The sequence below is a fragment of the Nostoc sp. genome (genome assembly GCF_036916575.1).
Taxonomy (GTDB): domain Bacteria; phylum Cyanobacteriota; class Cyanobacteriia; order Cyanobacteriales; family Nostocaceae; genus Nostoc.
On sequence record NZ_JBALGC010000010.1, the window covers coordinates 14,298 to 39,796 of the forward strand.

General features: G+C 42.3%; 15 protein-coding genes and 1 pseudogene. 4 read left to right on the forward strand and 12 right to left on the reverse strand.

Translation table 11 applies throughout. The features are described 5' to 3' along the window. Positions 1–290: 290 nt before the first annotated feature. From V7L29_RS03710 to V7L29_RS03755, 10 genes and pseudogenes are all read right to left on the reverse strand, one after another. A complete protein-coding gene (locus tag V7L29_RS03710) occupies positions 291–1,106 on the reverse strand; it encodes a DUF1838 domain-containing protein (protein ID WP_334691390.1) in 816 nt (271 codons plus the stop codon). Between the two features lie 152 nt (positions 1,107–1,258). Then, positions 1,259–1,951 (reverse strand): phosphoribosylanthranilate isomerase, encoded by a 693-nt coding sequence (locus V7L29_RS03715; protein ID WP_334691391.1) that lies wholly within the window; start codon positions 1,949–1,951, stop codon positions 1,259–1,261. Positions 1,952–2,200: 249 nt separating this feature from the next. Continuing rightward, a complete protein-coding gene (locus tag V7L29_RS03720) occupies positions 2,201–3,385 on the reverse strand; it encodes an AbrB family transcriptional regulator (RefSeq protein ID WP_334691392.1) in 1,185 nt (394 codons plus the stop codon). 413 nt (positions 3,386–3,798) lie between these two features. Then, a complete protein-coding gene (locus V7L29_RS03725) occupies positions 3,799–4,137 on the reverse strand; it encodes a hypothetical protein (RefSeq protein ID WP_334734578.1) in 339 nt (112 codons plus the stop codon). A gap of 179 nt (positions 4,138–4,316) precedes the next feature. Beyond that, entirely contained in the window at positions 4,317–5,834 is a 1,518-nt protein-coding gene (locus tag V7L29_RS03730; protein ID WP_334734579.1) for an aromatic ring-hydroxylating dioxygenase subunit alpha, read from the reverse strand. 2 nt (positions 5,835–5,836) lie between these two features. Next, entirely contained in the window at positions 5,837–6,709 is an 873-nt protein-coding gene (locus tag V7L29_RS03735) for an aldo/keto reductase family oxidoreductase (protein ID WP_334734580.1), read from the reverse strand. A 222-nt stretch (positions 6,710–6,931) separates the two neighbouring features. After that, a pseudogene (locus V7L29_RS03740) lies at positions 6,932–7,030 on the reverse strand (disulfide bond formation protein DsbA); the annotation flags it as partial. A 236-nt stretch (positions 7,031–7,266) separates the two neighbouring features. Next, positions 7,267–9,195, reverse strand: a complete 1,929-nt coding sequence (locus V7L29_RS03745) for a S9 family peptidase (RefSeq protein WP_334734581.1) — start codon at positions 9,193–9,195, stop codon at positions 7,267–7,269. Between the two features lie 820 nt (positions 9,196–10,015). After that, positions 10,016–10,381, reverse strand: a complete 366-nt coding sequence (locus V7L29_RS03750) for a Lin0512 family protein (protein ID WP_322676437.1) — start codon at positions 10,379–10,381, stop codon at positions 10,016–10,018. A 366-nt stretch (positions 10,382–10,747) separates the two neighbouring features. Next, positions 10,748–12,556 (reverse strand): multicopper oxidase family protein, encoded by a 1,809-nt coding sequence (locus tag V7L29_RS03755; protein WP_334734582.1) that lies wholly within the window; start codon positions 12,554–12,556, stop codon positions 10,748–10,750. A gap of 503 nt (positions 12,557–13,059) precedes the next feature. Between V7L29_RS03755 and ileS the strand changes: the two genes are divergently transcribed. Both ileS and V7L29_RS03765 read left to right on the forward strand, forming a co-directional pair. Next, complete coding sequence (ileS, locus tag V7L29_RS03760; RefSeq protein ID WP_334734587.1) at positions 13,060–15,966, forward strand: isoleucine--tRNA ligase; 2,907 nt, start codon at positions 13,060–13,062, stop codon at positions 15,964–15,966. 1,189 nt (positions 15,967–17,155) lie between these two features. Next, positions 17,156–18,307, forward strand: a complete 1,152-nt coding sequence (locus V7L29_RS03765; protein WP_334734583.1) for a histidine decarboxylase — start codon at positions 17,156–17,158, stop codon at positions 18,305–18,307. A 73-nt stretch (positions 18,308–18,380) separates the two neighbouring features. Here V7L29_RS03765 and V7L29_RS03770 read toward each other — a convergent pair whose 3' ends face one another. Then, positions 18,381–21,764: an EAL domain-containing protein gene (locus V7L29_RS03770; protein WP_334734584.1), complete on the reverse strand. Its 3,384-nt coding sequence runs from the start codon at positions 21,762–21,764 to the stop codon at positions 18,381–18,383. Positions 21,765–22,165: 401 nt separating this feature from the next. Further along, positions 22,166–23,050 carry a ParA family protein gene (locus tag V7L29_RS03775; protein WP_334694094.1) on the reverse strand — a complete coding sequence of 295 codons (885 nt, stop codon included), beginning with the start codon at positions 23,048–23,050 and terminating at the stop codon, positions 22,166–22,168. Between the two features lie 292 nt (positions 23,051–23,342). On the opposite strand from V7L29_RS03775, the gene V7L29_RS03780 reads away from it, so the two are divergent. Both V7L29_RS03780 and V7L29_RS03785 read left to right on the forward strand, forming a co-directional pair. Further along, positions 23,343–23,579 carry a hypothetical protein gene (locus tag V7L29_RS03780; RefSeq protein WP_334734585.1) on the forward strand — a complete coding sequence of 79 codons (237 nt, stop codon included), beginning with the start codon at positions 23,343–23,345 and terminating at the stop codon, positions 23,577–23,579. A gap of 38 nt (positions 23,580–23,617) precedes the next feature. Continuing rightward, complete coding sequence (locus tag V7L29_RS03785) at positions 23,618–24,793, forward strand: homospermidine biosynthesis protein (RefSeq protein WP_334734586.1); 1,176 nt, start codon at positions 23,618–23,620, stop codon at positions 24,791–24,793. Positions 24,794–25,499: the final 706 nt, after the last annotated feature.

Genomic DNA, 25,499 nt, shown 5'->3' on the forward strand with positions numbered 1-25,499 from the left:
GTGTTTGTCCGTCACTCAAACGGATGTCTTGATTACAGGTCAGAACTTTATTGGTATCAGGCGAGCAGAAAAAAGCGATCGCCCTGACTGCTTACGCCAGGGAGATAAATCAGCAACGGGCACTAAAAGCAGATTTCCATAACCACATCTCTTAGCCAATAGAGCCAAGGACGTTAGTACAAGCAATCTCTAGCCTGGTTCGGTCTACTTAGCTCTAACTTGAGACTTGATGCTTCTCGGATCACATCAACTATCTCCTGCCAAGAGTTCGATGTTGCTTTCCAGGTAATTTACAATTCTTCTGCTTGGGGAAGCGGGAAGATTTCACCAGCCAAGTAAGCTTGAAAGTGCTTTTGGAAGTACAACCAGGAAGTCATATCTTCGCCATCTGTCAATGCTTTTGGGGCTTGTTTATATAGAGGAATACGGTTATTAATTTCGTCTTGCAGTATTAGAGGCAGTTCTGTTAAACCATTGACCTTGCTGCCAACAGCACTGTAGATCAGATGACCAGGGCGATCGCCCATTTTCATCCAGGGAAGCCATTGACCAATCCTATCCCAACTCAGTTTTAGTTGAGAAACTGAGGAGAGGGCTGTGTTGAATAAATCTGCGGTTGGCACAGTTAATTTAAACAATTCCGCTGCCTGATAAATTGGATTTGGGCTGTATTCGGCAAATTTTGGATCGTCTGCTAGGGGATTGGGGTAATAGGGAAATATATCAAAAACGAAGGTTGTGCTGTCACCATCTACTTGTGCAGGAAAATTTCCATCGAATTTACCCTGGACTGGATTATTGGCAACGTGAATTACCGGAACTGTCTCGCCTGTCCAAGGATTCTCCCATTTTGGTAAGACTTCATCTGTTTTGGGGTTGAGGTAGTAAGTCAGTTCCCTAGAAGTAAAATCCCAGCTACCTTCTGCTGTGGGAATACATCTGCTAACGCTCAATCCCAGGATCTTGAACAGAAGTTGTCTTTTCTCACCGGGGATAAAGGCGTAAATTTTACCTTTCCAAATCAGGAAAGTGGATTCGCTAGGGTCAAGGGAAGAACGAGTTTTAACCCAGTGTTGAGCTTCAAGTTCTTGGATTTGGGCAACCATCTAAAGCATCCTTAGTATTTGAAAGGGACTGGGGACTGGGGACTGGGGATTAGGAATTGGGTTTCCAAACCTTAAAGACCTCTGTTTGTAAATTGCATGGCAATCAGTAGCTAATGTCAGCTACTAATTTACACTCACATATTTTTGTTGTCTTAATTAAATTCTGGTGAAAACTCTTCTGTACAGTATTTCAATTGTTGGAAGAACAGCTTGAGCTTCTTTTCATCTAATTTGCCATTGCTGCGAACCGCACTACACAAATCAAGTCCGAAAGGAGCAACTTGCCCAACTGCAAGAGCGACATTCTCAGGTTTGAGTCCTCCAGCTAAGAAAATTGGCACGTTTACTTGCTCACGGATTTTGGCGCTCAAATTCCAGTCGTGTAAGCGTCCTGTGCCGCCCAACTCTTTAATCAGCAGTGATTGATTGCCGGAGTCCAGTAGAATTGCATCTACATAGGGCGCCACGCTAATTGCCTCGTCTATAGATTTTTCTGTAATCACGTGAATGACTTGGACAATGGAGATCCCAGGTAAGGCTACTCTTATATCTTGGTAGCTTCCTGATTCTAGGCGATCGCAGATTTGCACAGTATTTGTCCCACAGCGCCTTACCTGTTGAATAATCCCGTGAGCATCTTGGCTTGAAGTAAGTAAAAAAGTGGCGATCGGGGGTGGTACACAAGCCACAATTTTTACAATTAATTCTTCAGAGATGACACCGGGGCCACTCGGCATATGAGAAACCAAACCGAGGGCAGATGCACCGCAACGGATGGCAATCCATGCTTCTTCTATGCTGCTGATACAGCAAATTTTGACTCTTGGGCTTGCTGTTCTTTCCATTCTTTCCCGACTCCTAAAGTGCCAGTCCTCTAAAAGTAGTTGACAAAAACGGCAACATCTAAATTTAGAATAAGCCCTGAAGCTGACAGTTTAAAAGAAAAGAGGCAGAGAGGTAGGTGGTTAGAAACGCAAAAGAGATATATTTTAAAATTCGGGTAAAGGGTAAAGGGTGAATTAAAACCTTTTCCCTTTCCCCTTGAACCAGAAGTATTGCCCTGTCCCTTGCTCTCTGCCCAATGCCTTCATCAATTAAACTGGTTTTGAAAGTTGCTCATCTAGACGGCGAAACAAAAACACCCAAAGTGGTAGGGAACTATTAATTGCAATTAGTCGCACTAAATGACCAGTTGTGACAATTTCAACATTATGATTCAATGCCAGGGAAACTAGGATCATTTCTGCTGATCCTCCTGGTGCTGTGACTAAAAGACAGGTTAACCAGTCCCAAGAGGTTAATTGCATGGCAAGTCTAGCAGCGATCGCTCCGCATCCGAGGGTCATTCCCACAGACATCAAGGCATAGCCGACAGTCCCCTTCCTAAAGTTGGGTTTATCTCCCCAATACTCACCAATAGTAATTCCCAGGAGCATTTGGCCCAATAAGTTAATTAAAGGCGGTGGACTAAAGCTAATATCACCCACGAAAGGCAGCCAATGTAGCAAAGGATTAAACCCGATACCAATCAACAATGCACCAAAGAAATCGCCAGCAGGAATTTTAAATAATATAGCTGGATAAACTACTAATCCAGTGATTAGCAGTACTAATAAAAGTAATCCTAGTTGAGATGGATCAATATTGAGCCAAGCAGCGTTGCTTGGGAGTGTTTGGGGATAGTAATTACTAGCCGATGTCTTAGCGATGAAGGGAATTAGAACAACTACTAAGGTGACACGAATCGCCTGAACTAGGGCAACCAAGGTAACATTTTTATTGTAATCGGCGGCGATCGCTGCCATAATTCCGACACCGCCAGGAACTGTAGCCAGCATTGCTGTCATTAGGTTGGTTTTGCTGACGCGGGAGTAAATATAACCAATACAGCTTCCACTCAGCAGCAGAAACAAGGTAAGAAAAATAAATATCGGAATATCAGAAACAACACTAGCTAGATTACCGTGGGCATTGGAAGCGCCGACAGTTAAGCCTACAAGCGCCATTCCCACTTTTCTAGCAGTGCGGTTAGGTTGGGGGGAATATTCATAAAAAATTCGACACCCTTGAAGAACCACTGTACCAGCGGCAATCCCGCCAAATATCCAGGCAATCCTGCCAATTTGCAACTTTGCCAAGATTAAACCCAGAGGTAATGCCAGAACCATTTCCAAGACAAGGACAATTAGTTGCTTCCTAAATAGCTGTTGTTTGGTAGCAACAGGATTTTCATGAGTGTGTTGTTCCAGACTGGGAGCAACACTTACGCTTTGATTCATCGATACAAGCTTTCTTATTAATTTAACTTATGTACTCAAGCTAATGCGTAGGCGTAGCCAGCCGCAGGCATCGCCCAAAATAACCAGTAGTGGCGTCAGTTTGCCTACCTTTAACCAGTTGCTCTGTGGCCCAAGTCTTGTTTGAGATGGTAGCTGGATTTACGCGCCCGCTCTACTAGTAGATCACGGCGTAAATAAACATACCATACCCTCCGGGAAGCCGCTTTGCGTTTACAAAATGGGGCAAAAGCCCAGAATAGAACTCTTTTGACTTTTGACTTCCGCGCAGCGGTACTAAGTCTCAATTTACCGCGTGTTCCATTCAAACAAAAATGCCTATAGACAGAGGATAGGGGCACAACGATTATTGTGCCCCTACAAATAATTTGTATTCCTTTCAATGGTTTAGCTGTTTAATCTTCGTCAAGGGCTGGGAAAGCTTCTTCAAGCTCCCACAACCTATCTTTATTTTCAATGAACCAAATACGAGTCTCTGGAGTTAATTTACTCCAAATGACTTCAACAGGGATGTGAGGAGATGCATATTGGTACTGCTGACCAAGTGATTTGAGATTGTCTGCTACATCATGGGGAATTCCAAATTGTTCCCAGTCAACTTTGATATTTTTTCCCGAAACTCCTGCTGTGGGGTCAAAAATCAATTGTGCTGATCTGACTAAATCAGCAAAGTGTTTCGGTTTGAGTTTGGTAATCTCCTGAATTTGGAGTGATTCATTATACTCTTGAGACATGATCGCCGCAGTGGTAAAGATTAATGGTGTATTGAACTTACTGCTAGAGATTTTTATCCCAATATTTTTACTTTAGCGCAGAGCCGCTAACTTGATTATGACTAAGATTATAGATTAAGGATTAAGTGTTGGGGAGAATTCCGATTCCAGTCCCCAATCCCTAATCTTCAGTCTCTATTTTAATGACGAGTGTAGGAACGCTGAAAGTGAGTTTTGAGTTTATGAGCCATAGCGGACATTACAACTGCTGCTATAGAAAGCGATATTGCTGCTATTCGGATTCTAGAATCATCTGCAACTATCGCTACAGCCGCTAGAGCGATCGCTACTCCTACACAACTTTGTTTGACCCTATTTGTAACTTGATAAGCTTGATTGCAGGAATGACAAATAAGTGTGTGTTGCGAGAATCGGTCTAATGTGATCAACTTTTGCTCACACTCGCTACTACCGGCATTTTTTGAGGTGGAATAACCTTGATAAAACGGCAAAGATGACCCAAATTTATCTAGCCATTTGCGATACTCAACTACAAGAGGATCAGATGTTTTCAGCGGTAAATACACTTCTTTAAGATTTTGTCCCAAACGCTCAATTTGAGCCTTTTGTTCAACGACTAATTGCAAATCACCTTCTAAAACTATGTTTCGGATCAAGATGTGTTCTAACCAGGGAGGCATCAGCTTGATTTTTTGGCTAAAAAAGTTGCCATAATTTCTAACCAGAATCCGACATCTATCTTTACTTAGTGGAATTGAATACAAGGCTGTGCCCGCAAACTTACCTTGCTGTTCATCATGAAAGTTGTAGAGAATCAAATTAGGAGCAATGAAATCTAATGACGTCCAAGGCAGATTGGCTGTCTGTGTTCGCCGCCACCTTCCCTTAATTCCCTGAATGTTGCTCTCAATAACTTCTATTTCCAACGGTTGGGCATCTTTTCGATCTCCCATGATGCCATCATGGCTGATTGGAATATGAGCCGGGTCAATAACGTTTTCAATAAAATAGCTTTGGTCGTAAGGTAGGTCACGTACATAGTCTAAATTGAAGCAATCCTGCTTTTCCCAATCAGGTAGAAATGGAATTAGCTCATCAATAGCTGTTTCGGCTTCCCCTGCCCACATCCAAATGATCCCTTGACGTTCCAAGACTTTAAAGGATGATATGCAAGCATTTACCGGAATTTTGGCATCGGTTGGTAACTGGGGAATGTGCAGACATTGACCATTATTGCCAAACTGCCAACCGTGATATAAGCACTCAATTTTGCCGTCAATAATTTGTCCATCAGAAAGTCTAGCTGCACGGTGGGGACAACGATCTGTTAAACAAATAAGTTGTCCATTTTGGTCTTTGAACAAAACGAAGGGTTCATCGTACAAGGAAAAGCTATAAGGGCGATTAGCTGGCAAGTCTTGCACAAAGCTAACGGCATACCAGCATTGCCTCCAGTTAAATTCTTGCTTCTTTTCAGGTGTCTCAAAGGTAGAAGTTGGTGGTGTAGCCTGTAGTGTCTCTATTTCTAATGACATACTTTTCTCCAGATTTATTTGATTTGATGCGCCGTAACCGCGTAGCATCTCAAAGTTTTTGGTGCTGGCTGTACCGATGATTTTGATGCCATCTAGCATTGCAAGTTGGATCATGGACAGCCCTGCCTCACCGGCCGCACCGTAGACGAGTACGGTCGGCATAGTTAAGCGCCGCCGATCGCGTCCAGTTCGGCAATTATTTGCGGTGGAAGTTGCAAATCTGCGGCTTTGAGATTCTCGTGCAGATGCTCAACCGACGATGTACCCGGAATCAGCAAGATGTTCGGTGAACGCTGCAACAACCACGCCAGCGCGACCTGCATCTTAGTGGCTTTGACCGACGCCGCCACCGTGTCCAGCGTCGAGGACTGAAGTGGGTTGAAGCCGCCGAGCGGAAAGAACGGCACATACGCGATGCCCTTAAGCGCCAGCTCGCCCACTAGCGCGTCGTCGTCGCGGTGAGCGAGGTTGTACTGGTTCTGCACACAAACCACCGGCGCGATCGCGAGCGCTTCCTCGACCTGCGTCGCCGTCACATTGCTAAGTCCCAGGTGCCGGATCAACCCCTGCTGCTGCATCTCGGCAAGCACGGTGAATTGCTTTGCGATCGACCCCTCGTTCGGCCCCTCCCCCCATCGGCGCAGGTTGACGACATCGATCACGTCAACGCCCAGGTTGCTCAGGTTGTCGTGCACCGCTTGGCGAAGCTCGGTCGGACTCTGCGCTGGATTCCACGATGCGTCCGCGCCGCGCACTGCGCCCACCTTGGTGACAATCGTCAGATTTTCGGGGTAGGGGTGAAGCGCCTGTCGAATGATTTGGTTGGTGATGTGCGGCCCGTAGAAGTCGCTGGTGTCGATGTGATTGATTCCGAGTGCGATCGCTTCGCGCAGAACGGCAACGGCAGCATCCACGTCGCGCGGCGGTCCCCAAACACCTGATCCAGCAAGCTGCATCGCACCATAGCCTATCCGCTTCAGAGTTACAGAAGTACCTGCGAGCGTGAAACTACCGCCAAGGTTCACTTGAGCAATCATGTTTTTGTTCCTCCTAAATGTTTATCGGTTTCTGAATAAATCAATGACTTGCAGTGGTAATGGCCGCCTTCAACTGCTCCATGTTCCAGGAATCAGTATAGCGAAATAGCGAATTCCATTAATACAGCGTTTTTAAGGTAAATTAGGTACACACGTAGGGGCACAACATTGTTGTGCCCTTACAATAATCTGTACCTCACTAAGTTGCAATCTGCTGTAAACTAAAACATCGGCATACTCCACAAGATAGCCGTTTCCCAAAGCTTTTTGATAGGTAAATAGCAGATCGTGCATCAGCCAAAATTGACCCTGTGCTGCTGCTTCCATTGATTACTCTAATTTATGATTTCAGCCTTTAACATCTTCATTTATTTATCTCAGACTCATCTCTCTGGCGTCAGTTCTTATTGCTCGTTATTGACAAGAGATTTTGATGCCATTTTTTCTGATTCATGCTTGCTCAAATCTTTTTTTTGACTAATAATGTTTGTTTTGATCACTTGACTTTTTTCTCCCCGTAATTTCTCTTTGTGACAGTTAGGGGTGCGGAAAGTAGGCTAAAAGTTTTCAATGACTACAGGTTCGACTGATTCAGCAATTTCAAAATCGAAAATTCGTGAGTAAAAGTAGAGTTCTGCTGACAAAGAACGTTTGATATTTGGGGCTTTGCGGAAGCCATGTTCTTCAGCCTCAAAAGCAAGATAAGCCACAGGTACACCTTTAGTTCGCAGTGCTGTAACCATTGCTTCAGTTTGATTGGGCGGAACTACTCGATCTTCTAATCCTTGGAAAAAAATCACTGGACAGGCTAGACGATCGCTAAAGTTAATTGGCGATCGCTGTTGATAAATCTGACGCTGTTGTGGGTAAGCGCCAACCAGACGATCCAAGTACCGTGATTCAAATTTATGTGTATCCCGCACTAAAGCTTCCAAGTCGCTGACACCATAATAGCTGGCTCCTGCTTTAAAAGTATCTCGGAAAGTCAAAGCACAAAGCGTTGTGTAACCACCTGCACTACCACCAGAAATTGCCAAGCGATCGCCGTCTACATCTCCCCGTTCCACCAAGTAACGCGCACCAAAAACACAATCATCTACATCTATAATTCCCCACTGTCCATCAAGTCGTTGCCGATACTCCCGCCCGTAACCTGTACTACCACCATAATTTACATCCAGAACCGCTATACCTCGGCTTGTCCAATACTGAACGCCAAAACTGAGGCTACTAGAAGTTGCTGCGGTGGGCCCACCGTGGCTGTTGACAATCAAAGGCGGTTTTTCGCCCGCAGGAGCAGTATAATCAAGGTTTTGAGGTGAGTAGAAAAGGGCGTGTGCTGTTTTGCCATCAGCTGTTTCGTACTCAATGGCTTCAGGGACAGAAAGATATCCAGCATCAATAGTTACATCGCTGGAACGCCGTAGTACTTCCAGCTTTTTGGTTGTCAAATCCAGACGGATAATAGCTGCCAACTCAGTTGGAGAACTTCCGCGAAAAACCACTTGTTTAGAGGTGGCGTGGAGAGAACTAATATCTGTGTAGGGCGTATTTATTGGTTCTAGTTGACCTGTTACTGTGTCAAGGCTAGCTAAATACCAAATACCTTGCTGGGTATAAGTACAAATAATCCGGTTAGCAGACTCAAAAGCATAAGTGGACATCCCAAAATTCCATTGCGGCCGACCAAACTCCGCTTTGATTTGAGTTAGCGCTTCTACATTTTCATCTTGCCAACGATATATATTCCACCAACCTGTACGGTCAGAAACAAAGTACAATTTGCCATCCGGCGACCACTCTGGCTGAAAGATAGATTCATCTAAATCGCCAGCAATTTTTTGAGTATTTCCTAAACTACCATCTGCTTTTAATTCCCCAACCCATAGTTCAGTGCTATCCCAAGGCATATTAGGATGGTTCCAAGTCAGCCAAGCTAATCGTAAACCATCGGGACTAAGGCGAGGCGAAGCATAAAAGTTATTTCCAGACACTAATACTTGGATTTTGTGTCCGTCTAGTTCCACGCCGACTAGAGTATTGATCGCCTCATTTGCAGCATCAGTGTGATCTTCGTACACGCAAATAATTCGGTTGTGTTGGCGGTCAAAAATACCATCTGCATAGCGTGTGGCTGCTGACGGGGTGATGGCTTGCGGCTGTGTATCAGTTTCCTGACGATATAGGCGTTGGTCAATAAAGTTAGAAAAGTAAACAGTGCCATCTACCACCAGAAAAGAACTGCCACCATATTCATGCACACGGGTACGCACGTTGAAGGGAGTAGGTGTGATATCATAAATTTCACCATTTGCATTCCGGCGGACTACGACATTTCTACCTTGCTCTGATGGTCGCAACTCGCTCCAGTAAATATCTTCGCCATCGAGAGCAATTTGTCCCAACCCAATTGTGCGTGCGGTAATTAAATCTGTTGTGATGGGCGATCGCCAAGATCCGTAAGATACTATCTCTGGTTTAATCACGCTCTATTCTGCTCCCTGCTTCCAAGAATTATGCATTGTGTGTAGAGGCAAAACTCAGGCACACCCACTTGTACTAATTCATAATACTAGATTGCAGCTGCCCCAAACCTTTACTACAAGCAATGGCAGGCTTGAGTGCACTTGTGAGCATAACGCCTGCAATCGGCTACCCCCACCGCAGGCGATCGCTTTTTGGTTGGTGAAATAGAAGTTCCGTAGTTGGGAGCGCCAAATATGTCAGAAAAATCTAAAAGCTAGTAATTATCACTTAATTTGCTTCATTTTTTTAAGTATAAGTAAATGTTGCAGCTTTGACCTTACAATACCTTTGCCAGAAACAAAGGTGTGCCTAACTTCTTGCCGAAACAGCCCAAGACAAGCGTATGCTTGGCTGTTAAGCAAGTTGTCACCATTTCAGGAGCTATCACCCGGAATTTAGAAGCTGTCGTTACTAAAGTCAGGATTTTTTGCTTAAAATCACAATTTATTGCTCAAAATCACGATTTATTGCTTAAAATCACGATTTTTTTCTTAAAGTCGTGAGTTTTTTCTTAAAATCATGATTTTTTTCTTAAAGTCGTGAGTTTTTTCTTAAAGTCACGATTTTTTTCTTAAAGTCGTGAGTTTTTTCTTAAAGTCACGATTTTTTGCAAGACTTGGAAGATAAAAAATATTACGCCATGTACGACTTGCTCTCAAACCTAACCCCCAACCCTACAAGGGTTGGTGAGCAAAAATCAAAGCCTCTCAGGAATGGGAAAGAGAAATAGAAGGGGAGTTCCAAGAATAAGTTGTACATCGCGTCAGGTATTGACCTCAGTTACTCATTTTCAACCAGAACTGTAACAGCAGCGATCGCAATCAACATTTCGTCATTTTTATCGTTGAGTTCGGGAATAGCCCGCCCTTGAACTATCATCCCCCCAGATTCTACAATAAGAGTTTTGCGCCCAAATGGTAGTACAGCGAGTACCTCTTCTTCTCTAACTTGTTCTGGATATGGCACTGCTACCTGAACTTCTATAATCATTTCATTGGGGTGACTTAAACCAGCAACTTCCCAAACACCAGGTAAGGCATTGTGAGCGATCGCATTCCGTACCGCCCTAGATGCTGCTACTGTCGGTTCTTGTCCATGTTGATCTATTCCCATCCCCATCTCGATAATCAACCGTTTACGCGCCATTGCTACCTCCGATAAATCCTGCACCTTTGACTTTATCTTTCTGAGGACTAGCCTTTTCAAGGTGACTTGTAAAATCCTTTTTTTCTTTCAGCACCCTCTGCGCCTGGGGCGGTTTCAAAGTAATTTATTTAACCCCAGAGGCGCAGAGAACACAGAGTCAAGAGATTAAAGAGGAATTTTTTAACCAAAGTTTTTATCCACCTTGAAAGGGTTAGTCCTATAAATATTTTTTTTACTGCAATACTTCGCCAATTTACGAGTATTGATATAGAGCAAACCTAGATAAGACACTCCTGTTTTTGCCGCTTGTTGCAACCCAACAAAACCTCGTTTTTTCCTGATGATTCCGATTAGTGAATTGGTGTTCTAGGGAGTTGCCACAACTTCAAAGCGTCGCATCATATCGAAGTCTTCGTGTTCTAAGATGTGACAGTGCCAGAGATAATACCCAGGTTTGTCGAAGGTGGCAATAATGCGAATAACTTCACCTGGGTTAACAACTACAGTGTCTTTCCAACCTTTCTCATAAAGTGGTGGAGGTTCAGGATTGCCGATTAGACCAGCATTTTGTAGAAATAGCTTAGTTTTACGAGGGTCTTTGATAATTGGGACTGCACTGCCAGCAAAATTCTGTCGATTTAGAATTAGGAAGGAAACCAAGTGCAAGTGAATTGGGTGTGGCTCTTGTGTCGTGTTGTATAATTCCCAAACTTCAGTTGTGCCAAGTTTTGGTTTCTCAGTAGTTGGCTCGTCATAGCGCAATGAGCCGTCTGCCAATGTACCTTGCTCTAGAAGCTTGCGACCGTATTCATCCCTATTCTCAAAAAGAACCAGTTGCCGAGTCAGTCCGGTTTGAGCAGGAGGTATAATCTTGTTAGGTAGCAACCGTGTTGTCAGTCCATCACTTTCATTAGTATTGACCGTCGCATTTGGAATATTTGAAAGGGGTTGCTCAACCGCAATCTTGATTATCTGACCTGTCAGATCCAAATCAGCTTTATCATCGAAGTTCCTGATGATGAACTCTTTTCCTGCATCGCCAGTGAAGTCAACAACTACATCAGCGCGTTCACCGGGAGCAAGAACTAAATTTTCCAACGCGACTGGTTTTTCTAATAAACCTTGCTCAGTGCCGATTTCATAAAACTTTTCCTTTGAGTCGTTAAAATTCAGGTTGTAGAAGCGCGAATTTGAACCGTTTGCCAAGCGTAAACGGTACTTTCTGGGTTCGACCGCCAACTTTGGCCAAGCCATGCCATTTACTAAGATGAAATCACCGTAGAAATTTGGCACTACACTTGGATATGAAGTATCTGGATAATTTGAACCAGGTGGGTAGTAAAGCTGACCCTTCGCAGTGAAATCCCGATCCTGGATGATGAGTTCTTTCTCGTAGTCACCACTAGGCAAAATGTTGCGATTGATTAGATTAATTTCGTTATTATCCCTTAGCAAATAGAAGCCTGCAAGACCAGCGTATACACTTAAACGATTGTTACTGAGAATGTGGTCGTGATATAAAAGTGTCGCTGCCCGCTTATTGTCATTTGCATAACTATAGTTCTTTTTAACCCAACTGGGCCCGGTTTGGAAAAAATCTTGGGTAAACCAAGCTTCGGAATATCCGTCGCTAGTCCACTCAGTATGACCACCATGCACATGCGTCACTGTAGGTACAAGCCCTTTGGAAAGAGCGTTTTCAACCGATTTTGTAATGATGCTCTTGTCTACTGGGAAAATATGTCCAGTTTTTGGTAGTTTGTTGTCCCACAGCACTTCAATCGGTACGTCTTTTCGTGTCACGAATGTGGAACCTGGGAAAGTAACAGCCTTTTGCCCTCTTAAGCCATACCCCCAAACTGTTGTATTCAAGCGTGCATCATCCTTTGTACCATATATGCCATCTGCACCAGGACTGCTATATAGTCCAAGCCATTGCTTAGTTTCTCCCATCTCTACATCGAAGTGACCACCCTTTGTAGCATCTATCCTTCCTAGAGACGGCAGCGAATTGATGAACTTTGGTTGAATTCTTGGATCTAACCGCGAATCAGCAGCCATAGTTAAACTCAATTTGGAAAAGATGATTCCAGCCAGTAGTGTTACAATAAAGACAAAGGGGAGATACAGTTTGAAGTTTCGCCTCCACTTACTTAGCAACAACTTGCTAGTCATAATTAATCTACTCCTTCAAAAATTATTATTGATAGTAAGCTGGTGGAGATCCAATTACAAAATGCTGCTTATGTCTAGTTTTTTACTAGGAATAATTTTCAGTGTACTTAAATAAAATTCCGTAAATTACACCTAAAACATACATAACTTATTTAGAACTCAAAAAAAATGATTTATTTTTTGCAATAGTTGACTTTTTCTTAGAGAATGTTCTTCTAATTAAACGAAATCTTTGGATAGGTAATAAGCGAACCCAGAGAAGTATACTACTTTGTGTTGATTAACTCTCAATCTCCGCAAAATTGCTGTTTAGTCCTCTAATCGCCTAAAAGCGTTGCAGCTAAATGCAAGGTATGCCGATTTGAAGCTACTGCCCTATCGCCGCCAAATCAATAGATTATGGCAGGAGCCTTTTCTTGGAAAAGGTAAAATGGCATATTTTGGTTTTTATGCCATCTTCTATAATTGATAAAACCTGCACACCTAATTCTAGGCATGAGACTGTGACCGAATCAGGAAGTTACAAAGATACTGTAAACCTACCCAAGACTAACTTTGAGATGCGGGCAAACGCCATCAAGCGTGAGCCTGAAATCCAAAAATTTTGGGAAGAAAATAAAATTTACGATCGCCTCTCCGAAAACAACCCCGGCGAATTATTTATACTGCACGATGGGCCTCCCTACGCTAATGGCTCACTCCATATTGGTCATGCCTTAAATAAAATTCTTAAAGATATTATTAACCGCTATCAACTGCTACAAGGGCGTAAAGTTCGCTACGTCCCTGGTTGGGATTGTCACGGTTTACCGATTGAGTTGAAAGTTTTGCAGAACATGAAGTCAGCAGAACGGCAAAATTTAACGTCTTTACAACTGCGGCAAAAAGCGAAAGAATTTGCCCTAGCTACAGTAGATGACCAGCGCCAAAATTTTAAACGCTACGGTATTTGGGGTGATTGGGACAACCCTTATCTAACTCTGAAGCCGGAATATGAAGCGGCTCAAATTGGTGTGTTTGGTCAGATGTTCTTAAAAGGCTACATCTATCGCGGTTTAAAGCCGGTTCACTGGAGTCCGAGTTCTCAAACCGCTTTGGCTGAAGCTGAGTTGGAATATCCGGAAGGTCACACTTCCCGGAGTATCTATGCAGCTTTTCCAGTTACAAGTTTGGCGGAAACTGTAAAACCACTGTTGGCGGAATATCAGTCAGATTTAGGTGTGGCTATCTGGACAACTACACCTTGGACAATTCCGGGGAATTTGGCTGTGGCGGTGAATGCGGATTTGAACTATGCAGTGGTGGAAGTTTCTCATCCAGAAACCGAGACGCAAAGTAATTTCAAATATTTAATCGTTGCTGCTGATTTAGTAGAACGTTTATCTTCGACGTTGGGAGTTGAGTTAACTGTAAAAGCCACGTTTAAGGGGAATGATCTAGAACATACTACTTACCGTCATCCTCTATTTGACCGTGAAAGTCCGATTGTAGTCGGTGGTGATTACATCACTACTGAATCGGGTACTGGGTTAGTACACACAGCCCCCGGTCATGGTCAAGAAGACTACATTGTTGGTCAGCGCTACGGTTTACCCATCCTTGCACCAGTGGATGACAATGGCAATTTTACCGAAGAAGCAGGAGAATTTGCGGGGTTAAATGTGCTGGGTGATGGGAATCAGGCGGTAATTGATGCCTTAAGGTTGGCTGGTTCCTTGTTGAAGGAAGAAGCATACGCCCACAAATATCCCTATGATTGGCGGACGAAGAAGCCAACGATTTTTCGCGCTACTGAACAATGGTTTGCTTCCGTGGAGGGATTTCGGGAAGAAGCACTAAAAGCGATCGCCACAGTAAAATGGATTCCAGCCCAAGGTGAAAATCGGATCACGCCAATGGTGGCGGAACGTCCCGATTGGTGTATCTCTCGTCAGCGAAGTTGGGGTGTACCAATTCCTGTTTTCTATGATGAAGCCACGGGAGAACCACTGCTGAATGAAGAAATTATCAACCACGTTCAAGGAATCATCGCAGAAATTGGGTCTGATGCTTGGTGGGAATTATCAGTTGAGGAATTATTACCCCAATCCTATCGCCAAAATGGCAAGTCTTACCGCAGGGGTACAGACACAATGGATGTATGGTTTGATTCTGGCTCATCTTGGGCGGCTGTCGTCCAACAGCGTCCAGAGTTACGCTATCCTGCTGATATATATTTAGAAGGTTCTGACCAACATCGCGGTTGGTTTCAATCCAGCTTGCTTACCAGCGTAGCAGTAAATGACATTGCGCCTTACAAAACTGTACTAACTCACGGCTTCACTTTGGACGAACAAGGCCGAAAGATGAGTAAGTCAGAAGGAAATACGATTGATCCAAATACAATCATTGAAGGCGGGAAAAATCAAAAAACAGAACCAGCCTACGGTGCAGATGTATTGCGATTGTGGGTGTCTTCGGTTGACTACTCCGGCGATGTTCGCATTGGCAAAAACATCATTAAGCAAATGAATGATGTTAGAGGCAAAATTCGCAATACGGCGCGGTTTTTGCTGGGTAGCTTGGATGATTTTGACCCAGAAAAAGATGCAGTTCCTTTCGAGGAATTGCCAGAACTTGACCGTTATATGCTACACCGCATCACCGAAGTGTTTGAGGAAGTCACCGAAGCCTTTGAGAGTTTCCAATTCTTCCGCTTTTTCCAAACTGTGCAGAATTTTTGTGTGGTGGATTTATCCAACTTTTATTTAGATATTGCCAAAGATAGATTGTACATCAGTGCAACCGATGCTTTCCGCCGTCGCAGTTGTCAAACAGTGCTGAAGATAGCAATAGATAATTTAGCACGAGCGATCGCTCCTGTGTTATGCCACACCGCCGAAGATATCTGGCAATATCTCCCCTATAAAACACCTTACAAATCGGTGTTTGAAGCGGGTTGGGTGCAGGTAGACCAAAAATGGCGTAATCCGAAATTAGCGGAATTTTGGGAAGTGCTGCGAAAAATTCGTACTGATGTCAATGTAAGTTTAGAGAGTCTTCGAGTAGAGAAAGAAATCGGGTCTTCTTTGGAAGCTAAGGTTTTGTTATATGTCTCAGATTTGGAACAGCGTAAACAGTTCCAATCACTTAACCCCGATTCTATTGACCAAAGTAATGGGGTAGATGAGTTGCGTTATCTGTTTTTAGTATCTCAAGTTGAACTAGTAGATTCCCCTCTTAAAGAGTCAGAAGATAGGATAAAACTAGGTAAATTGTTTGGTGCTGAGAAAATAACAACTAATGATGTTGTAAAAGCAGATGGGCAAAAATGCGATCGCTGCTGGAACTACTCCACTCATGTGGGAGAATCAGCAGAGCATCCCCTAATTTGCGAACGGTGTGTTGCAGCCTTAGCCGGAAAGTTCTAAAAGCAAAAATCCCACAGCGTTAACAGACTATAGCAGTCCTAAATCACTCGTGAAAATTTAGATCCCCGACAACTTTTACAAAGTTGGGGATCTGGACACTGCGAATTTGAACGAAATCAAATAGGATTGCTATAAAAGTCATTAATACCATTTCTTTGTGAGGCTGCGCTTAATTTTCTTTCTTTCTTTGTGTCCTTTGCGCCCTTCGCGGTTCGTTTCTTATATAGTTTTGGCGCATCTTCATACAGAATTGGTATAACTCACAAACAAAGCCGTAGCTTAGTAGGCTAAATGCCTTTTTAGCTTCATGAAGTCCATCCTTGTGTAACCAAGTCAGAGCAAAGGCGCTATTTACTACTCCACCTACAGCAGATTGCAACTTCTCTACCTTGGGCTACGCCAAGGTAAGGTACAGATAATCGTAGGGAACATGGCTGTGCCCCTACTCGTGTACTTCATTTACCTGAAATACGCTGTATGTGGGAGAATCAGTAGAACATCTGCTAATTTGCGATCTCAAAACGCAATTTTACTAAAATATTTTGTCTATATTGAAATGTCAAACTAATCCTTGAAAAGTTTGATTGAGATAAATCTCAGATTTTTTCGAGTGGTTGTGTTTCTAAATAGTATAGGACTTATATCATGTCCGCCTGATTAGTTGTCATTGAGTACTCTTTTGGAGAACCTGTTCGCCTTGGTCTTTGCCAAAACAAGGGTACGAAGTGTTCTCCGTTCATAAGTGATTTGTCGAACATAATATAACACACAAAACAGTAAATATACGATTAAATCAGGTTGCAGTCAGCGCTTGAAATAGATATTTTGCATGATACACATTATACCAATTTCCCAAAGTTAGTATTGTTTGGAATCTAAGCCATGCTGGACTAGTACGTCGGGCGCGTAAATAGCGCAAAGTCTCTTGTGTACTAGCTTTAAAGCAAATAATACTATGTATCACAACTTGATATTATAGTCATTTTGTACAGTGCGTAAGTCTAAGGGTAATATACTTGTGAACAAAAGAAATGGGTATTATTACTGGATTAAGATACGTGTTATTACTGAAAAAGCTCGAGATAATAAACCAATTTTGGAGATTATTAAGAAAATATAAAGGTATGGAATAATACGTAAATTTTAGAATAAAACATCCATTAAATCAAATTTCAAGAAATACAGAGATATGTCAAATAGAGTTGCTAAAGAGTTGGCAGATTTTTTGCTGCAAATAGAACAGCGATCGCAGTTTCATGCAGGCTATCCATATAATTTAAGTTGTGATTACAGTGTGATCGCAAAATTTTTCAATTTTCTGTTAAATAATGCTGGAGATCCATATATTGAGCCAGATTTTGGTCTCCATTCTCGTATGTTTGAGCAAGAAGTATTATCTTTTTTTGCTCATCTCTATAAGATTCCAGAAAATCAGTTTTGGGGTTATGTTACTGCTGGTGGAACTGAAGGTAATTTATATGGAATGTTTTTAGCAAGAGAGATATACCCTAGTGGTATTCTTTACTCATCACAAGATTCTCATTACTCAATTTCCAAAGCAGCAAAATTATTCTGCATCAAACATAATGTTGTTAATTCGCAAATTAATGGAGAGATAAATTATGAACATTTTGAACAACTAATTAACAAGAATCGTAATTATCCAGCAATCATAAATTTAAATATTGGGACTACTGTCAAAGGTGCGATTGATAACTTAGACAAAGTTCTCGAAATTTTAGAGCGTAATCAGGTTAAAGATTACTACCTTCATTGTGATGCTGCACTTTCAGGATTAATATTACCGTTTTTAGATGGCGCTCCGCAAGTTCACTTTCAAAAACCCATCGATAGTATAGCTATCTCTGCTAAATTCATTGGTTCTCCATTGCCTTGTGGTGTAGTTTTAACTAAGAAAAAATGGGTAGAAAAAGTTGAAACAGCAATTGAATATATTGGTTCAACAGATACAACGATTCTGGGTTCTAGAAACGGTCATACCCCTCTGATTCTCTGGTATGCACTGCAAACAAGAGGTTATGATGGATTAGCTAGAGAAGCAAAGACCTGTATTCATAATGCCCAATATCTTTTCCAACAACTGAAAATTAGAGAATATCCATGTATGCTCAATAATTTTTCCAACACTGTAGTGTTTCAAAAACCTTCTCAAAAACTAATTAAGAAATGGCAGTTAGCAATTTTTGAAAATTGGGCACATATTATAGTCATGCAAAATATTGAGCGTGAGAAAATCGATACTTTTATTAATGAACTTTTGTTACATCAAGGGTTAGTTAATAATTCAGAGGATTTCCAGCTACAGCCATTAGTACACTAATATAGATTATCAAGTGAAATTAATCGCCCAATTTTACAAGGTGTTTTTCTAAACAGAATTTGCTCCCAATATTTTATCTTTTTAAAAAGTTTTTGCCGCACAAGTTTGCAGCGAATAGTATTTCTACCTCTGCACTTTCCATAGGTGGTAAGAAAAAATATCCTTGTCCATAATCACATTGTAAAGCCTTTAACTGTGCTAATTGCTCTACAGTTTCTATCCCCTCAGCTGTTACAGACATATTTAAATTATGAGCTAATGTCACAATCGCTCGAATAATTTCTAAATTTTCTCCTTGACTACCTATATTGTTGACGAAAGAGCGGTCAATTTTAAGGGTTTTGATTGGTAGGCGGTGCAGATAACTCAAAGATGAATACCCAGTACCAAAATCATCCATGTGCAACTCGACATTCAGCGCTGTTAACTGGGAAAGCACGGTGGTAGCTAATTCAAAATTATCCATCAACAAGGTTTCGGTAATTTCCAATTTCAAACTGCATGGCTTGAGTCCAGTTGACTGCAAAATATGTTTAACCTGTTTAAACACATCAGGTTGCATAATCTGTTTACCAGAAAAATTCACGCTAATTGTCAGAGGTAGTGAAGTGGGAAATTGTTTATGCCATATGTGCATTTGGTGACACGCTTTATAAAGCACCCATTGCCCGATAGTAACAATCATTCCAGTTTCCTCGGCCAGGGGAATAAAATCTTGAGGGGAAATAAGTCCTCGTTTTGGATGATGCCAACGTATGAGTGCCTCAAATCCAATAATTTTGCCAGTTGTCAGTGAAATAATTGGCTGGTAATCAAGGCGAAATTCTTCTTGCTTGAGCAGCGCATTTCGTAAAGCAGTTTCTAACTCTAAGAGCGAAGATGCACCCTCGTACATCTTTTGGTCAAATACCTGATAACATGCCTTACCAAGTGCTTTGGCACAGTACATTGCCACATCAGCATCCCGTAGAATCTGCGCTGCTTGATCATAATCTGCTTTACTTAAGGCAATGCCAATACTAGCATTAGTAAACACCCTATGCTCATTTAATTGAAATGGCAAAGCTAGCACCTTTTTAATTCGCTCGGCTATTTGTATGGCGGTGCTGATATCCTCAATTTTCTCAATTAAAATTGTGAACTCGTCTCCGCCAAAACGGGCAACTGTATCTCCAACTCGCAGAACTGACTTTAGCCGACGAGAAATTGCAATTAAAAGTTGATTTCCTATTAGATGTCCAAGGCTGTCATTAACAACTTTAAAGCGGTCTAGGTCTAACAAGAGTACGGCAAATAAATAATTATTTTGCTGTTTAGCGCTTTCTATTGTCCGCTGCACTCGCTGCATAAATAATCGCTGGTTAGGTAATCCAGTTAGTCCATCATGAAGACTATTGTGTAGTAATTTCTCTTGTGTTTGTTGACGCTTGATAATGTCTTGTTCAAGTTGTTGATTAACTTTAATAAGTTCAATGGTTCGTTCTAGCACCATCTGCTCAAGCTGATAACGATACTGGATTAATTCTTCCTCTACTAACTTACGCTTAGTGATGTCACGTACAATAACAACATACTCTCGTAGCTGGGAATTAAATGGCTGTGAAATAGTCGATTCAACAATTCGTAGACCTTGGTTTATTTTTAAGGTTTGCTCACTTATAATAGACCATTGCTCCGGTTTGCCGCGATAGCATATTAAGAGTTGATTCAACTTTTGCCCAAGCAACTGCTGAACAGTTATTTGAAATAATTCTTCGGCAGCGGCATTTGTCTGACAAATTATACCGTTTTCATCTAAGACTAAAACAGTATCTGGAACGGTATTGAGAGTAGTGATAAATAAGTTTTTTGCTTGTTTACGTGCCTCATCAATAGCAACAATTTGTGGTAGAGTTGTCCAACAAGCGATCGCTACCCCTGTAAAAGAAAGCGTCACTAATAGAATAGCTAGTAAAGAGTTTTGAAGATTATTAGGAATTTTGTCTAATAAATCGCGGAGAACCCAACTGCTTATGGCAGTAATACAAATTAATAATACTAAGATAATTACTTGTAGTACTACAAAGTCTGGGTTGTTTTGACTAAACTTAGTATCGTAACGCTGTGTCCACCATTCCGGGTGTAATGGCGCAAATCTTAAGCGACGTAGCGCTACATCTGCTATGATCAGAACAATGGGTAATAATAATCCCATTGAAAAATCTTTCCAATTCCAAGCTAAACCTCCCACTATTAGAACTACCGCTTCTACAAAGAAAAAACCAAGTGACCACCAAGGCCATAACACTTGCGATTTGTCCCGACACAGCCATAATCCCAGATGTAGTCCCATAATGGACATGAGATAACAAGTGCCTGCTACTGTGACAAGTTGAGGTATATTTCCCAAATTTAGACAAAGCAAACTGAGTAGAAAAGTAACTAGGATAGCAGGTCCAAGGACACCTTGACGGGAAACTACTGCAAATATCGGAGAAAGCTGTCTGTCTAAGGCAAGTTGGTATAATATCCTAGGAGAGTTGGAAACTGCCGTAGCAGAACTTAGAAGGCAGGATACAGTAATCAGAAGTGTTACTAGAAAAGGGGCATGTTCACCCCAAAAAGGCTTAGAAGCCGCTACCAGAATTAAGAACGCATCGTCACCTATTGTGGGATTTTGAACCGAACACATTAATACCCAAGAACCACCTAAAAACACTGGAGGAATTAGCCAAGCAGCTACGCTTAAGAACCTTAAAGTTTTATATGGGTGGCGGCTATCAGCAACAAAAGAAGAAGTGGTTTCACAAGCATAAATTGAATAGCTAGCCAGAAAAAACCACTTTGCCCATTCTTCAAAGCTCAGGCTATCTGTGCTAGTTAAGATAAATTTAAAACTAGCAGTTGAGGAGGCTAACCATATTACACCTTGAGTACAAAACAAAAGCAGTAATAAAATCGCTGGGAATACAAAAAATAAATGCAGGAGCGCTAAAGCACGGCTGCCACTGAATGCCACAATAAAAGGAATCGCTGTAAATGCAATTTTTAATAAAATTTCTGGGCAAGAAATACCTAATTGATCAAAATTGCCTTTAATTAAGTTTGTAAGAATAATCGCATACAGTGCCGGTGCTGCTGCCCAGCTAAAAAAGTATCCTAAGGCTACGTAACGACCTAAGCCAGGAAAGTTTTTTAATAGCCTTGTGGTATAGTTTGGTGTTCCTCCAGCGACATCTGGCCAATGTCTACCTAGACTTTGTACCTGCAAGTTAAGTATAAAGGAAATGATCGTGCCAAAAAACCAAACTAAGATCGCTTTAGACCCTAATGCTGCATGAATAATCGGGGCAGTACCAATCCATCCCACATGACCCGTTAAGCCAAAGCCCCAGGTTTCGAGATAACTCAGAGTCCGTGGTAGGCGTATTAGCAAGTGCTGATTTTTATCTGACTGTAGAGAATTGTTAGTAAGCATTGTTTCTTAGTGAAATTTACTGCCCTTTTCACTCAATAGCTGAATTTCAATGCACATTGCTTGCGTATAAATACTGTATTTTGGAAAAAGATAACTTACTTATTACTACCTTTGATTTTTCCACACAATTAAATAGCTAGGATTTACGCATCATACATATGTACTATACCAAACTTGGGCTTTTGAGCCATGTCTAACACCTAAAACAGTAAATATGCGATCAAATCAGAGTTGCAGTCAGCACCGGAAATGTACATTTTGTATAATGCATATTATGGTCGATTTGTACAGTGCGTAAGTTCTAATAGCAACTCTAATTGATTTGGGAAAATCGGAAGTTTCAGATTTCCGACTTATTTAATAAATCGGAAATCGTGTTATTTACAAATGGTTTAGCTTTGCTATAGCTTTTGCAACAACTCCTGAGTTAACTGTAAGAAAGCTTTTGAACCAGCTGATTGGGGAGCATTTAAAACAGCTGGCATAAAACTATCAACAGCCTTAGCAACATTGACATCAACTGGGATTTGTACCTTACAAATTTTTTCTACACCGAAATCTTCAACAACGCGGTGCATCACTTGTTTATAGTATCTGCCAGTGAGAATGTTAGTGCTGCACATGCTGAATACAATTCCCAGCATTGTTATATTTATTTTGGTTTCATGTCCGTGACTGTCTTTTAATTGGGCAATCCGTCTTTCCAGCAGTTGAATACCCACTATAGATAAGGGTTCTGGTTTAGCAGGAAGGATGTAGAAATCGCTGGCGGCTAAAGCGCTACGAGTTAATAGATTATAACCAGGGGCACAATCGAGAAGGATAAAATCATATTCTTGACGTACTGATTTTAAAATGTTATTAATCAGAACTCTTTCAAAACGATTCCAAATAGTTTCAAAGTCCTGTTCCCCTAAAGCGGTTGCTTGTTGATGCAGCATTTCTGACACAACAAATTCATCATACAAGTCGATATCTCCTGGTAACAAATCTAATCCTGGCAGATTACAAACCTGAGATTGAACGATATCCTGAATTGTCAGTTTTGCTTGTGGGTCTGGATTGATAACTTCGTCTATCAAATACCTAAATGTTTTACTTTGTTTACGACGCTTGGCAAAATCTAAAGGCGACATCAAACTGAGTGTGGCGCTAATTTGGCTATCTAAATCCAGGACAAGCACTCGCTTGCCATGATTTTTAGCTAAACAGGTAGCTAAGTTGACAGTGAGGGTGGTTTTACCTACACCACCTTTCATATTTGCAGTAGCAATTATATATCCCATTGGTTGAGTCCTCTGTTGACGCATTCCCATCTAGGTAGCGTACACCTCTCTGAATATATTAAATCTTCCATTAAATTTAATATTTTTGGAAACTCTTTTCAGTGAGATTGCCTCAATTGTATGTGTTGAGGTAGGTGACACGATTTAATCTCAGCCGTCGTACTGTTTTTTGATGAAATAGGCTAGTACGCAAGGCGGAAGTCACTCATTCAAAAGTCACTCATTCAAAAGAATTATATTCCTTGCTCTTGCGCCATTTTGTAGACGCAAAGCGGCTTCCCGGAGGGTATGGTTGGTCGTCTTGCAAAGTGACGCTCCTCTGTTACAAAGTTCTGATGCCTACGGCGGGCTACGCCAACCGATAGCGCAGCCTCTTCTCTACGAGAGGCTACGCCAACGGCAAGAACCGCCGCTCAACGCCAGTTCCTTTAAGTGGGGGAACCCCACCAACGGACTGGCTCGACTTTGCGCTATTTACGTGCCCGCTGTACTAGTTAAATTGCTGTCACTTTGGTTGAAAGCTAGATAACATTAGATTCGGCGTGTTTACTGTTCGGGAGTGCCAAAATGTCTAAACAGCTGGGTCAAAAAATCGCACCGACACCTATATCAAATGATATCAATGTGGTGGATTTGATTGATCAATACTTCACCGCTTACAACTCGGCACGTTTGCGGGAAATCTGCCAACTTCTGAGTCGTGATGTGCTAACGGCAGGTGTCACGGTGGGAGTTAGCCTTTCCGGTGCAATGACGCCAGCAGGATTCGGGGTTTCAGCACTTGCACCTTTAATTTGCAACGGCTTTATTGACTGGATGATTAGCACTGGTGCAAATCTTTACCACGATATGCACTACGGTTTGGGTTTTGAACTCTTTGCTGGTAATCCGTTTTTGGATGATGTGAAACTGCGTCAGGAAGGCACTATTCGCATTTATGACATTATCTTTGGTTACGATGTGCTGCTGGAAACTGATGCGTTCATCCGCAAGATTCTGCAAGGGGAAGCATTTCAGAAGCGGATGGGAACTGCTGAGTTTCACTATTTACTGGGTAAGTATCTTCGGGAAGTAGAAAAGCAACTGGGTGTGCAGCATTCTTGCTTGCTTGCTACAGCTTATGAGTATGGCGTACCGATTTATACGTCTTCTCCAGGAGATAGCTCAATTGGGATGAACGTGGCGGCTTTAGCTTTGGAAGGTTCACAGTTGGTGTTAGATCCATCAATTGATGTAAATGAGACGGCTGCGATCACATATAATGCCCGTGAATCAGGAGGTAAAAGTGCGGCTGTAATTCTCGGTGGCGGTAGTCCGAAAAACTTTTTGCTACAAACCCAACCGCAACTTCACGAAGTATTGGGACTTGAAGAACGAGGACACGATTACTTTGTGCAGTTTACCGATGCGCGTCCAGATACAGGTGGTTTGTCTGGAGCAACCCCATCGGAAGCTGTCAGCTGGGGTAAGATTGACCCGGAAGAGTTACCTAACACAATTGTTTGTTATACCGATAGCACGATCGGTCTACCATTGGTGACAGCGTATATTCTTAACAAGTGCCAGCCTCGTCCCCTGAAGCGTGTGTACGACAGGCGAGAAGCTATTTTGGAGAAACTGCAAAAAGACTATCTAGCAGCCAAAACCCAACCATCTGATCAGGTTCCAGCAGCAGTGGCCCAAAGTGCCCAAAAGCAAACAGCGACTTATCCCTGTGGTCGGCTAATTCCGAATGCTAATTAGGGAGTAGGGAATTTTAATATAGCGCTTCTGTGTTGAGTCCAATAGAGACCTAACCCTAACCCCTTCCCTACCTCTCCCTAACCCTCTCCTACGAGGAGAGGGAAGCGGAAAAACTTTTGTTGCTGGAAGGGGAGTAAGATTCAAAGCCTCTGACGCCACTTGCTTTATGCCGGGGAACCCGTCCACCGCAGTGGCTCCTCCTTTTAGGCTACGGTGTACACACAAGTCGGAAAAACTTCATCCATCAAAGATTTGCGGTTCAGCAGCGCTCTTGGTAGGGTTGACAACGCCAGATGCTCTACTTGGGGAGACCTCAAGACCGCACTGGCTCCTCCGCAGGCGACTGCTGTTAGCGCAGCCTCTTTGACGCAGGAGCGTCACCCGTACCCCTACTCTTAAGCAAGCTACGCGTAGCGTCTTTGATAGGAGAAGGGTGCGTTACGCTGGCGTGACAAAGTTAAATTGTTGCAATCATGGTGATGCCTGCGGTTCTTGCTAGCTAACTCATTTGTTATTTCGACGAACTCATTTGTTATTTCGGCGAACCCATTTGTTATTTCGGCGTCTCCATAACGCAATATAGTTCAGTTACAGCAGTTTTCATGTATTTAAACCACATCTGTCGTAGGGGCACAGCATTGCTCATTGGTGTCAACTTAAGAAAAAATCTGCTTTGAGAGGACGTTTTGCCCTCATCCCCTAACCC

What these genes read in the sequence shown, in the direction of transcription:
- V7L29_RS03770 (WP_334734584.1), bottom strand. Translation starts at nt 21,764, where the DNA reads ATGCTTACTAACAATTCTCTACAGTCAGATAAAAATCAGCACTTGCTA.
- V7L29_RS03765 (WP_334734583.1), top strand. Translation starts at nt 17,156, where the DNA reads ATGTCAAATAGAGTTGCTAAAGAGTTGGCAGATTTTTTGCTGCAAATA.
- V7L29_RS03725 (WP_334734578.1), bottom strand. Translation starts at nt 4,137, where the DNA reads ATGTCTCAAGAGTATAATGAATCACTCCAAATTCAGGAGATTACCAAA.
- V7L29_RS03730 (WP_334734579.1), bottom strand. Translation starts at nt 5,834, where the DNA reads ATGCCGACCGTACTCGTCTACGGTGCGGCCGGTGAGGCAGGGCTGTCC.
- V7L29_RS03735 (WP_334734580.1), bottom strand. Translation starts at nt 6,709, where the DNA reads ATGATTGCTCAAGTGAACCTTGGCGGTAGTTTCACGCTCGCAGGTACT.
- V7L29_RS03750 (WP_322676437.1), bottom strand. Translation starts at nt 10,381, where the DNA reads ATGGCGCGTAAACGGTTGATTATCGAGATGGGGATGGGAATAGATCAA.
- V7L29_RS03710 (WP_334691390.1), bottom strand. Translation starts at nt 1,106, where the DNA reads ATGGTTGCCCAAATCCAAGAACTTGAAGCTCAACACTGGGTTAAAACT.
- V7L29_RS03755 (WP_334734582.1), bottom strand. Translation starts at nt 12,556, where the DNA reads ATGACTAGCAAGTTGTTGCTAAGTAAGTGGAGGCGAAACTTCAAACTG.
- V7L29_RS03720 (WP_334691392.1), bottom strand. Translation starts at nt 3,385, where the DNA reads ATGAATCAAAGCGTAAGTGTTGCTCCCAGTCTGGAACAACACACTCAT.
- V7L29_RS03715 (WP_334691391.1), bottom strand. Translation starts at nt 1,951, where the DNA reads ATGGAAAGAACAGCAAGCCCAAGAGTCAAAATTTGCTGTATCAGCAGC.
- V7L29_RS03785 (WP_334734586.1), top strand. Translation starts at nt 23,618, where the DNA reads ATGTCTAAACAGCTGGGTCAAAAAATCGCACCGACACCTATATCAAAT.
- V7L29_RS03775 (WP_334694094.1), bottom strand. Translation starts at nt 23,050, where the DNA reads ATGGGATATATAATTGCTACTGCAAATATGAAAGGTGGTGTAGGTAAA.